General features: G+C 38.1%; 12 protein-coding genes and 2 tRNA genes. 9 read left to right on the top strand and 5 right to left on the bottom strand.

Going from position 1 to position 10948, the window contains the following annotated elements:
* The 3 genes from pabB to CXF89_RS19670 all read left to right on the top strand — a co-directional run.
* The coding region (gene pabB, locus CXF89_RS19680; RefSeq protein ID WP_121955544.1) for an aminodeoxychorismate synthase component I at positions 1–989 on the top strand (989 nt) is incomplete at its 5' end.
* Positions 990–995: 6 nt separating this feature from the next.
* A complete protein-coding gene (locus CXF89_RS19675; protein ID WP_024590991.1) occupies positions 996–1571 on the top strand; it encodes an NUDIX hydrolase in 576 nt (191 codons plus the stop codon).
* A gap of 103 nt (positions 1572–1674) precedes the next feature.
* Positions 1675–3051, top strand: coding sequence for an L-serine ammonia-lyase (locus CXF89_RS19670; protein WP_024590992.1), 1377 nt, complete (start codon positions 1675–1677; stop codon positions 3049–3051).
* Between the two features lie 77 nt (positions 3052–3128).
* Here the strand turns inward: CXF89_RS19670 and cysB are convergent, their stop codons facing one another.
* Positions 3129–4106 (bottom strand): HTH-type transcriptional regulator CysB, encoded by a 978-nt coding sequence (gene cysB, locus CXF89_RS19665; protein ID WP_002961670.1) that lies wholly within the window; start codon positions 4104–4106, stop codon positions 3129–3131.
* 324 nt (positions 4107–4430) lie between these two features.
* Between cysB and CXF89_RS19660 the strand changes: the two genes are divergently transcribed.
* Entirely contained in the window at positions 4431–5189 is a 759-nt protein-coding gene (locus CXF89_RS19660) for a hypothetical protein (protein ID WP_007583833.1), read from the top strand.
* Positions 5190–5255: 66 nt separating this feature from the next.
* On the opposite strand, the gene CXF89_RS19655 is transcribed toward CXF89_RS19660, so the two are convergent.
* Positions 5256–6548: an NCS2 family permease gene (locus CXF89_RS19655; protein WP_007583709.1), complete on the bottom strand. Its 1293-nt coding sequence runs from the start codon at positions 6546–6548 to the stop codon at positions 5256–5258.
* A 118-nt stretch (positions 6549–6666) separates the two neighbouring features.
* Between CXF89_RS19655 and CXF89_RS19650 the strand changes: the two genes are divergently transcribed.
* The 3 genes from CXF89_RS19650 to CXF89_RS19640 all read left to right on the top strand — a co-directional run bounded on the left by CXF89_RS19650 (position 6667) and on the right by CXF89_RS19640 (position 8381).
* On the top strand, positions 6667–7131 hold the full coding sequence (locus tag CXF89_RS19650; RefSeq protein ID WP_007583707.1) for a tetratricopeptide repeat protein: 465 nt from the start codon (positions 6667–6669) through the stop codon (positions 7129–7131).
* 297 nt (positions 7132–7428) lie between these two features.
* Complete coding sequence (locus tag CXF89_RS19645; protein ID WP_007583705.1) at positions 7429–7863, top strand: SulA-like leucine-rich domain-containing protein; 435 nt, start codon at positions 7429–7431, stop codon at positions 7861–7863.
* Between the two features lie 38 nt (positions 7864–7901).
* Entirely contained in the window at positions 7902–8381 is a 480-nt protein-coding gene (locus tag CXF89_RS19640) for a YchJ family protein (RefSeq protein ID WP_121955543.1), read from the top strand.
* Between the two features lie 74 nt (positions 8382–8455).
* Here the strand turns inward: CXF89_RS19640 and CXF89_RS19635 are convergent, their stop codons facing one another.
* The 3 genes from CXF89_RS19635 to CXF89_RS19625 form a co-directional block, all read right to left on the bottom strand.
* On the bottom strand, positions 8456–9373 hold the full coding sequence (locus CXF89_RS19635; RefSeq protein ID WP_121955542.1) for a diguanylate cyclase: 918 nt from the start codon (positions 9371–9373) through the stop codon (positions 8456–8458).
* A gap of 192 nt (positions 9374–9565) precedes the next feature.
* Positions 9566–9868 (bottom strand): DUF6172 family protein, encoded by a 303-nt coding sequence (locus tag CXF89_RS19630; RefSeq protein ID WP_002961433.1) that lies wholly within the window; start codon positions 9866–9868, stop codon positions 9566–9568.
* A gap of 179 nt (positions 9869–10047) precedes the next feature.
* Positions 10048–10575, bottom strand: a complete 528-nt coding sequence (locus CXF89_RS19625) for a VC2046/SO_2500 family protein (protein WP_121955541.1) — start codon at positions 10573–10575, stop codon at positions 10048–10050.
* A 112-nt stretch (positions 10576–10687) separates the two neighbouring features.
* Between CXF89_RS19625 and CXF89_RS19620 the strand changes: the two genes are divergently transcribed.
* Positions 10688–10772 (top strand) — tRNA-Tyr (locus CXF89_RS19620).
* A 49-nt stretch (positions 10773–10821) separates the two neighbouring features.
* A tRNA-Tyr gene (locus CXF89_RS19615) sits at positions 10822–10906 on the top strand.
* Positions 10907–10948 lie beyond the last annotated feature (42 nt).

Raw genomic sequence — 10948 nt, 5'->3', positions numbered from 1 at the left:
ACCTTCCCCAAATGGCTATTGGCCTTTACTTAGATGCCCTTATTTACGACAAGCAGCAACAAAGCTGGTTTTATGTATCGCAGCCAAACACCGATCGATTAGCGCTTTATCAACAATATTTAAATACACACGTTAACTCCCAAGTTAATACGCAGTCCTTTGCCCTAAACAGCGACTGGCAATCAAATATGAGCGAAACGGAATACGCTGCAAAGTTTGCCCAAATTGAGGAGTATTTAAAAAGTGGCGATTGTTACCAAATTAATTTAGCGCAGCGCTTTAACGCTCAGTTTGAAGGCTCCCCTTGGGCAGCTTATATTAAACTGCGTGAGGCAAATAAAGCGCCGTTTTCGAGCTTTATAAATCACCCTCAAGGGGCTATTTTATCAATTTCTCCTGAGCGCTTTATATCTGTAAACAATAACGTTGTAGAAACCAAGCCAATTAAAGGCACACTGCCGCGAAAAGCAGATGCACTAGAGGATCAACGCCAAGCGAAAATACTCGCAGCATCAGCTAAAGATCGCGCTGAAAATGTCATGATTGTTGATTTACTACGTAACGACTTAGGCAAAGTAGCAAAACCAGGCAGCGTTCACGTCCCTTCCCTTTTTGCTATTGAAAGCTTTCCGGCAGTGCATCATTTAGTAAGCACGGTAACCTCAGAACTTGATGAAGGTAAAACAGCGGTCGATCAGCTAAAAGCTGCTTTTCCGGGTGGCTCAATCACCGGTGCGCCCAAAATTAGAGCGATGGAAATAATTGAAGAACTAGAACCACATCGCCGCAGCATTTATTGTGGTTCGATTGGTTATTTAAGTGCATGTGGAAATATGGATACGAGTATTACTATTCGCACCTTGGTGTGCCACAAAGCGCAAATTTACTGCTGGGCAGGTGGCGGAATAGTCGCTGATTCTAAAGTCGAATTGGAATATCAAGAAACTTACGATAAAGTAAATAAAATCCTCCCTTTATTAAAACAGTAGGTCGTTTTGAATAGTGAACACATTATGGCGCGGTTTCTGTTAAGCCCTACAGCTGCGCCAAATCAGTTAAAAGACACACGTAAAAAACGCGCTAGCGCGGTTATGCTGCCAATTATTGATATAGATAACCATGCACATATTTTACTGTGTAAACGCCCTACTTATTTACACCATCACCCTGGGGAGATTTGTTTGCCCGGAGGCAAGTTTGAAGTAAGCGACATTACCCTTCGCACCACAGCACTTCGCGAACTAAAAGAAGAGCTAAATATTGCCCAAAGCAACGTTAATGTATTAGGTCACTTACCTGAGTATTCAACCTTAACGGGTTTTAGTATTAGCCCCTATGTGGGTTTACTCAAAAAAAACACCACCTGGGAAAATGACTATAATGAAGTACAAGCGAGCTTTTTGCTCTCTGTTACTGAATTAAATAACGAAGCTAACTGGCAACCCTTACCTTTTCAACGATTTGGGAAAACGGTTATTTTGCAAGGTTTTAAAACGCCGCATGGTTTACTATGGGGTGCGACTGCAAGCATTATAAAAAACTTTACAAAACAACTCGCCTTACCAGTTTAAATCTTCGTTATTAGTAGTTACACAATCACAATTCCACGTTATCATGCTCGACCGTTCAAAGAGCAGCTTCGTGCTGATAAAACAAAGTAGAGACACACACATTATGATCAGTGCATTTGATATGTTTAGTATTGGTATTGGCCCTTCGTCATCACACACCGTTGGCCCAATGCGCGCATCACGCTTATTTGTTAATGACCTACAAGAACAACAATTATTAGCAAATGTGACCGATATTAAAGTAGAGCTTTATGGCTCTCTTGGTCAAACAGGTGTTGGCCATGGCTCGGGTAAAGCCGTAATTCTTGGTTTAGCCGGTTACGATCCTGAAACAATTGACGCCGATTTAGTCGACGACATTTTAGCAACCATTGAAAAAGATCAGGTTATTTATCTAAACAAAACACACAAAGCTAAGTTTCCAAAACAAGGTGCTATTGTTTTTCATCGTCGTAAAACACTGCCTAAGCATTCTAATGCAATGGAAATTATCGCCTCAAACAACGGCGAAAAAATTTACAGCAAAGTATATTACTCTATTGGCGGTGGCTTCATTGTTACCGACGAAGAGTTTGAAAACGAAAAACAGGCGGCCCTTGATATTAGAGAAGAAAATCCAGCCCCTTTCCCATTTGGCAGCGCAAAAGAACTACTAGAGATGTGTAAAGAGTCTGGGTTTAGTGTTTCTACCTTGATGATGAAAAACGAAAAAACACTGCGCACTGAAGACGAAGTAAAAGACACATTGTTCCATATTTGGAAAGTAATGATGGCTTGTATTGACCGTGGTATGCGCACCGAAGGTATTTTACCTGGCGGCTTAAAAGTAAAACGCCGTGCGCCCAGCTTATACTTAAAACTAAATATAGAGGTCAGTAACGACCCGCTTCGTGCAATGGACTGGGTTGATTTATTTGCCCTTGCCGTAAACGAAGAAAATGCGGCAGGTGGCCGTGTAGTTACCGCACCAACTAATGGTGCTGCGGGTATTTTACCGGCTGTGCTTATGTACTATCACACATTTGTGAAAGAAGTAGACCGCGATATAGCCACGCGTTATTTATTAACCGCTGCTGCTATTGGTATTTTATATAAAAAGAATGCCTCTATATCGGGTGCCGAAGTAGGTTGCCAAGGTGAAGTGGGCGTTGCGTGCTCTATGGCTGCAGGCGCATTAACAGAAATTGTTGGTGGCAATGTTGTGCAAGTAGAAAACGCAGCAGAAATTGGTATGGAACATAATTTAGGCCTAACGTGCGACCCTGTTGGTGGCTTAGTACAAGTACCGTGTATTGAACGTAATGCAATGGGCGCTATTAAAGCAATTAACGCTTCACGTTTAGCTATACGTGGCAGTGGCGAGCAAAAGGTATCGCTTGATAAAGTGATTAAAACCATGCTTGAAACTGGTAACGATATGAAAACTAAATATAAAGAAACCGCTCGCGGTGGATTGGCTGTTAATATTATCGAATGTTAATCAGCTCGCTATAAAAAGAAAAAGCCGCCTATTTTTAAAATAGGCGGCTTTTTTATTATTCGTTTAATGTAGTGACATTATTTAACGGGTAACTCTATATCTGCAAATAACTTATCTACGTCATCTTGGTTACGTAATAAGCTTGCTCGCTCTACTCGCTCTTTAGTTAAGTGCGGTGCAAAACGTTCGATAAAATCATACATATAAGTACGTAAAAAGCTGCCCTTTCTAAAACCAATCTTGGTCGTACTAGCTTCAAATAAGTGGCTTGCATCAATACACACTAAATCGGTATCGCTTACTTGATCTATCGCCATTGAAGCAACAACACCAACTCCTAAACCCAGTCGTACGTATGTTTTTATAACATCAGCATCGGTTGCGGTAAATACAATGTGTGGTTCAAGCCCGTGTGCGCTAAACGCTTTATCTAACTCTGAGCGGCCCGTAAAACCAAATACATATGTAATGAGTGGATATTGAGCAATATCAGCAACGGTTAAACTATTTGCCTTTTTAGCCAACGGATGGTCTTTAGCGACAACAATACTGCGATTCCAATGGTAGCAAGGCAGCATAACTAAATCTGAATACAAATGCAGTGCTTCTGTTGCAATAGCAAAATCGGCATCACCGCGTGCTGCAGCATCCGATATTTGCTGTGGAGTACCTTGGTGCATATGAAGCGATACCGCAGGGTATTTTTTCATAAACCCTTGAATTACGTTAGGCAAAGCATAACGAGCTTGGGTATGTGTTGTAGCAATATTTAACTTACCTTGATCAGGTAGCGTATGCTCATTAGCAACGGCTTTAATACCTTCTACTTTAGAGAGTATTTCACGAGAAATATTAATAATATCTTCGCCGGCACCGGTTACATGCGTTAAATGCTTACCACTGCGACCAAAAATTTGCACACCCAACTCATCTTCTAACATGCGTACTTGTTTAGAAATTCCTGGCTGCGAGGTAAATAAACTCTCAGCAGTCGCTGAAACATTTAATTTATGATTTTGTACTTCTACGATGTATCTGAGTTGTTGTAATTTCATGGCTGCAAATTTTAACGTTATTATTCATATTATTTATAAAGGCAATACCGCTTAAAACCAAGTGTTATTTACGTAAAATAGCACTTTAGGTCTTTAGGTGTGCAATTATCTGATTAGAGCTCAAGGCTAGCATAATAAATATGCTTCAGGTAGCGATGATTATTCAGCTTTAGTTTATAAGCCCTTAGGCTTACTGCAGTTTATAAAGAGCTCAACCTATCAATTTTTTGGTATATTTTTTAAGTTAATCGGCGCAAAGCTACCCTGTTAACGTATATTTAATGTAAGATTAAATAATTAGGTTATATATCCGAGAATTACACCATGATCGTTTCTATTATAATAGTGCTTATAGTTGCATTGATTGTGATTGCACTTTGGGTAAGTGCTGTACAACAACACAAAGAAAAACAAGAGGCAGAACGCCGTAAAGAGCTTACAAAACAAAAAGCTATAATAGAAGAAACAGAAGAGGCACTAATGAATAGTGCTAACATCCCCCTTTCTGAAAATCTAATTCGTACATTACAGCGCCGTATTTACGAAGCCTTAAATACAATGGTTACTAACTCGCAAACATCTAAAGCACTTAAAAGCCGCTTAAGTGAAGCAAAAACGCACTTATCTAATCCAGTTCAAGATAATAGCAGTGAAGCTTTAACGCTACCGAGTAATGACAAACAACTTGTAGGCCTAATTCAAGGCATTAAAAAATTACGCTCAATTTTACGCTCTGAACACAGCAAAGGTCGTATTGATAGCCAAGTCTTTGTTTTAGAAGATAAACGTCTCGAAAAACTACAACTGCGTATTAATATTGAAAGCCAAATAAAACGTGGCCTATCTGCCCGCTCAGCCAGTATGGTTGGCTCTGCAAGACAGTACTTTGAAAAAGCGCAGGCAACACTCAGCGCAGTTACCTACTCTGACGAATACGTAACAACAAAACGGCTAGAAGTTGAGGGTTACTTAGAAGCAATTAGTGTTGAACTGCGAGCTTCTAATGCAAGCGCACTTAAAAAGAAAACAGAAGAAGAGCAAGACGACTTAGATATACTGTTTGCTCCTAAAAAGAAATGGTAGTGCTTTTATAAAAGCATTAAAAAAGCCTGCACAAATTAAAATTTGTGCAGGCTTTTTTGTTAGCTATTAAGACAAAAATGCAAACTTGAAAACAAACAAGGCTGTTAATATCCAAACACTAATACTGACTTGATCTTGCTTGCCGCACAAGACTTTAACCGCCGTATAAGATATAAAACCAAGTGCAATACCGTGCGCAATCGAAAACGTTAATGGTGTCATTAGTAATACCACAGTAACAGGAATTGCATCGGTCATATCATCCCAGTTTACAAACTTTAAATTTTGCAGCATCAGAACAGCGACATATAAAATAGCGCCTGCCGTAGCATAAGCCGGTACCATTTGTGCAAGCGGTGCAAAAAACATCATTAGTAAAAAGCAAATGCCTACAACTACAGCTGTTAAGCCAGTACGTCCGCCAACAGATACACCAGCAACCGATTCTATATACGATGTAGTCGTAGACGTACCTAGCATCGCACCTGCAATTGTTGCTGAGCTGTCAGCACTTAATGCGCGCCCTAAACGAGGCATGTTACCTTTTTCATCAGCTAAACCTGCTTTTTGAGTTACCGCAACTAATGTACCCGAAGTATCAAAAAGATCGACAAACAAGAAAGCAAAAATAACACTCATCATTGATATATCAAAAGCGGCTGCAAAATCTAGCTGCATAAAAGTAGGCATTATTGATGGTGGCATAGCCATAACACCGTGATATTCAACAAGCCCAAAACTTAGAGCAATGCCAGTCACTAATAAAATACTAATAAGCACGCCACTTTTAAAGTCGCGATATAAAAGCGCTGCAATTACAAAAAAGCTTAATATAGCCAATAACGGTCCTGGAGAAGTAATGTCGCCCAACTGTACTAATGTTGCCGGGCTTGAGACAATAATGCCTGCATTTTTAAGGGCAATTAATGCTAAAAAAGCACCTATACCCGTTGCGATTGCTCGCTTGAGCACCAGAGGTATGGCATTAATAATCCACTCTCTGACTTTAAATAAGCTTAAAAACAAAAATATACAACCCGACATAAATACAGCCCCTAACGCGGCTTGCCAGGTATAACCCATTCCTAATACGACACCATACGTAAAAAAGGCATTTAGTCCCATACCAGGCGCTAATGCTAATGGATAGTTAGCCCATAAACCCATTATAAAACAGCCTATCGCAGCTGCTATACATGTCGCTACAAATGCAGCCCCTTGATCCATCCCAGCCTCTGCGAGCATAGCCGGGTTTACAAATACAATGTATACCATAGTTATAAAGGTAGTTAGGCCAGCAACGCATTCGCGTTTAACTGTTGAATTATTTTCGCTCAGTTTAAATAAGGCTTCGAACATAATAAACTTGTGATAGTAAAAAGTGGCGAGATTTTAACATAAAAATTATCTTTTACAGGACATTTTACCTTGCTATATACTAAACTGTTAAAGTAGTTAAAATAATAAATGAACCAATATGCTTAAAACAACACCTTGTGAGCAAGACTTAGAGCAACAGCTAGATAATATTTTAGGTTTTGTTACTCAACCCGAAAATACCTCTGTGCCCGTTGATAATAAAAAAGATGAGCAAAGTACGTTAAATAAAGCCCTATATTATTTAAAAAATAATCAAGCTCCATTGGCTGCAAAATGGATGCGACTTGCTGCAATGGCGGGAAACCATAGAGCACAGTTTTATTTAGGTTTATTTTTTGTGAAAGGTGAAGGCGTGCCACAAAGTGTATTTCATGCTGTAGCTTGGTTAAGCTTAGCAAGTAGCCAAGGGTACGCCCCTGCCACTGCAGCGGTTACAGATATACGCAAACATATCGAAACTAAGCGATTTAAAGATGCTCAATGTTATGCGGCAAGTTTGTACGAACAAATCCACCAACTCCAGTTTTCTCATATGATCCCTCGCACGAGTGAAAACACATAAGCTAGCTATGGCAGAAGTACTGTATGCAGTGTAAAAAATACTGTATATGGTTACAAAGATAATCCTATACAGTATAAAACCCCAAAATGAAGACACTGCTCAAAAATTTATTTTTAGAATACCTTCTCAAAAACAACCCTATAACAACCTGATTAATAAAGAATTATAAATTAAAAAAATAAAAACAATGATCAAAAGCTGAATAACTGTACAAATAAATAGCATAAAAGGCTTGCACGAAAGCACTGTATAAACTACTGTATATGAATACTGTATAAAAACCCAGTGAGTGAAATTATGTTACAGCCTATTACCGTAAGAACAGTTAAAAGTTACCAACAAGATGAGCAAAGCGATTGCGTGAATTTGATTCAAATTGAAGATGAAATTTCAGCGACCTTTGAGCTTTTAAAAGTATTACACCAATACAATAGCTCTAATGCATGGACGTTACTAATTGCTCCAGATCATGTACCTAGCAAAGCTTTACTTGACTCATGCTCTATTGATACAAGTAAATTACTTGTTATTAGACAAAAGCACCTAGTAAATTTAGAGTATGTATTAAATTCTGCATTACATAACGGAAACTTTGCAGCGGTAATTACCTGGACCGATATAGTTAATAACCAACTACTTACGAATCTATCGTTCGATTTAAGTAAAACGAATACAAAACTATACTGTTTTACTAAAAAGTCTCAAACAACAGAGATATCACTCGCCCAATAAGCTTGTTAAACTAATGTTTTAGACTTTGTATTATTATTATGACTTCACTCAATACCACATTATGTTTTTGCAGCAGTGGGCACAATTATGCCTATTGCTGCGAGCCGCTTCACTTATCTGTTAAGCAAGCTGACTCTCCTGAACAACTTATGCGCTCACGATTCAGTGCTTATGTTATTAAAAATGCAGAATATGTTTATCAAACCTACGCAAAAGAAAAACAAGCTGAAAATCCGGTTAAAGAAATCAATGATTTTGCTAACAGCTGTCGATTTATAAATCTTGATGTAATTGGGTCAAGCCATGATGGCGATACCGGCACTGTAGAATTTAAAGCCCAATATTTTTATCAAAACTTATTTTGTGAGCTTCACGAAAAATCGCAGTTTATTAAAGAAAGCACTCAATGGCGTTATTTAGATGGCACTATATATCCTGTTGAAGATATTAAAGTGGGCAGAAATGATGACTGCCCATGTGGTAGCAAGAAAAAGTACAAAAAATGTCATAGCGTGTAATAAATAATCTTATTTAATATTTATTACCTACAAGGTGTTTTTAAGTGGCAGAGTGATTTATTAGCTAGCTAAACTTAAAAACACACTTGATTACGACCTTGCATTTTGGACTCATACATTTTTTCATCTGCGATCTGCAACGTGTTTTTGTTATTTACATATGGTTGTAGGGTTGCACCGCCAATACTAATAGTCACAAAGTCATATTCTGAATATCTGTGTAATATTCCTAAATCGACCACATTTTGTTTAATTTTATCAGCAACACAAATTGCACCTTCAATGCTTGTATGCGGTAGGACAACTACAAACTCTTCGCCGCCGTAACGCGCAACAAAATCGGTTGGCCTTTGCAAACTATTAGTAATAGTTTGTGCAACAAGGTTTAAAACCGTATCACCTTGCACATGACCATAAAGATCGTTGTATTGCTTAAAGTAATCTATATCGATGAGTAAGAGCGCATAGTCGACTTTTTCTCGCAAAGCGCTTCGTTCCATTTTAGAAAAATGCGCATCAAAATAACGACGATTGAATACCTTTGTTAAATCATCTAGAAATACTTTTTGATTGAGTAAGTCATGTTGCAGTTTCATCGTAATATGGGCGCGCACCCTTCTATATAAAGTTTCCGAGTTAGTTGGTTTCTTTATAAAATCTACAGCCCCGGCCTCCCAGCACTCTTCTTCTTGATTTTCAGATGAGGTAACAAAAATAACAGGAATATCTTGTGTTTCAGATATGTTTTTTAATTTTAGACATGTTTCAATACCACTCATTCCTTCCATATTAATATCGAGTAGTATTATATCTGGCGGATTATGTTTACAAATTTCAATCGCATCCTTACCACAGCTCGTTGTTGTTACACTAAAATGCTCTGATAATATTTTTTTCAATACTATGAGGCTCAATAGCTGATCGTCAACGACAAGTACCTTAGAGTTCTTTAAGCTTAATTTTAATTGATGGTCAGAGTAATTTATCGGCATGGTACAACTGTTTTGTTTTTTTTATTAAACACACCCTATATCACTACATTTTGTTATGCAAATGTTAATAAAGTAAAGCTCTACTTATTAGTTACTAATAAAATGATTTATGGTGAATCTTTAATACATAAAAACAAAAAATGAGCCACTTGGGCTCATTTTAAAACTTCGAACACTTAATTAAATTAAATGTTATTCGTCATCATCTAAATCTAACTGTTGACGTTGAGCAGGTCGAGCTAAAATCTCTACATAGAAAGAGGTCAAACCTTGCTTTTCAATTTCGCCAATTTGGTTACTTAATTCAGCTACGTGCACAACTTGCGCATCTTCAGCTGTGTTACCAAACTTACAGTCAAATGCCCAATAGTCAGCATCTTCAGGTAGCGTTTTATTACGCTCTCTTTTCAAATATTTTTTCACTTCGTGCTTTGCAGCATCAACCATACGAGGGTATTTGATTTTCTCGTGATTTAGCGTGAATGTTTTCTTCATTACGTTCCTAATTACCTTGGTTTAATGATAATGGCATTTCATGTCATACCATTTGATGCCATTATAGCAATTGCATTTAATTTTTGGATGCTTTTTTTTCATTAAATCAATTATTAGCAAATATATAAAGCAGACCCGTTATAAAGCATATATTAACTGATGATTATTACAATCATATATCACACAGCAATAAGGTGAAGTGGTTGATGTAATGCATCATTATTAAGGCTGTCGTAAAAAGCAGCCGCATCTATAGGGGGGTTAGATAGTTGGGTTTGTTCGCTTTTAATTCTTCTTCTGACGGCAAGCTCACAGTTATCTATTATATTAAGTGGAATATGCTTATCATCATTTCTAATCGCAAGTGGTTCAGGGCTTAAGCATTGTCTTAGCTTAATACTTGTCATACCACAGCGCTCTCCTTCTTGGGATATTAATGAAGCATTAAATTGTCCAACCAACATATTATATTCATCAGGGGCTAAAAGTTGCTTTGGACCGGCGCCAAATTGCTTTCTTAACGCCTCTTCTTCTATAACTAAATTATCTATTTCAGTTTTTGGTAAATGAAATTGACTAAAGTCGAGTGCGTCATGTGACAGCATCGCTAATAATAGTGCAAATTCGCCACGGCGATTTTCATGCACACTATTATTGAGTCTACTGTTTAACTGACTCTCTGTGATTAACAAATCATCTATTTGCATAGTCTTTAGCCGATTGTGGTAACTGATAGATATTTATCGGCTTTATTTCAATTTTCTTTAGCTTTTTTCTTTACTTAAATACGCAATTTGCTATTATCAGCGCCGTTGCATTGGAGGGGTTCCCGAGCGGCCAAAGGGATCAGACTGTAAATCTGACGGCTCAGCCTTCGCTGGTTCGAATCCAGCTCCCTCCACCACTTTTCTTACCGCTAAGTTAAGTGGGGCCAAATGCAATAAAATTAGTGTGGAGGGGTTCCCGAGCGGCCAAAGGGATCAGACTGTAAATCTGACGGCTCAGCCTTCGCTGGTTCGAATCCAGCTCCCTCCACCACTTTTCTACTATTCCTATATTCCTATATTCAGTAACATCAAA

Origin of the sequence: Pseudoalteromonas sp. MelDa3 (assembly GCF_002863625.1) — a bacterium.
Lineage (GTDB): Bacteria > Pseudomonadota > Gammaproteobacteria > Enterobacterales > Alteromonadaceae > Pseudoalteromonas > Pseudoalteromonas arctica.
The sequence above is the reverse complement of the archived record's forward strand: the minus strand, read 5'-3'. Positions and strand labels throughout refer to the sequence as shown.

Excerpts from the sequence above, each read along its gene's own strand:
- CXF89_RS19670 (WP_024590992.1), top strand. The coding sequence starts at position 1,675 with ATGATCAGTGCATTTGATATGTTTAGTATTGGTATTGGCCCTTCGTCA.
- cysB (WP_002961670.1), bottom strand. The coding sequence starts at position 4,106 with ATGAAATTACAACAACTCAGATACATCGTAGAAGTACAAAATCATAAA.
- CXF89_RS19660 (WP_007583833.1), top strand. The coding sequence starts at position 4,431 with ATGATCGTTTCTATTATAATAGTGCTTATAGTTGCATTGATTGTGATT.
- CXF89_RS19655 (WP_007583709.1), bottom strand. The coding sequence starts at position 6,548 with ATGTTCGAAGCCTTATTTAAACTGAGCGAAAATAATTCAACAGTTAAA.
- CXF89_RS19650 (WP_007583707.1), top strand. The coding sequence starts at position 6,667 with ATGCTTAAAACAACACCTTGTGAGCAAGACTTAGAGCAACAGCTAGAT.
- CXF89_RS19645 (WP_007583705.1), top strand. The coding sequence starts at position 7,429 with ATGTTACAGCCTATTACCGTAAGAACAGTTAAAAGTTACCAACAAGAT.
- CXF89_RS19640 (WP_121955543.1), top strand. The coding sequence starts at position 7,902 with ATGACTTCACTCAATACCACATTATGTTTTTGCAGCAGTGGGCACAAT.
- CXF89_RS19635 (WP_121955542.1), bottom strand. The coding sequence starts at position 9,373 with ATGCCGATAAATTACTCTGACCATCAATTAAAATTAAGCTTAAAGAAC.
- CXF89_RS19630 (WP_002961433.1), bottom strand. The coding sequence starts at position 9,868 with ATGAAGAAAACATTCACGCTAAATCACGAGAAAATCAAATACCCTCGT.
- CXF89_RS19625 (WP_121955541.1), bottom strand. The coding sequence starts at position 10,575 with ATGCAAATAGATGATTTGTTAATCACAGAGAGTCAGTTAAACAGTAGA.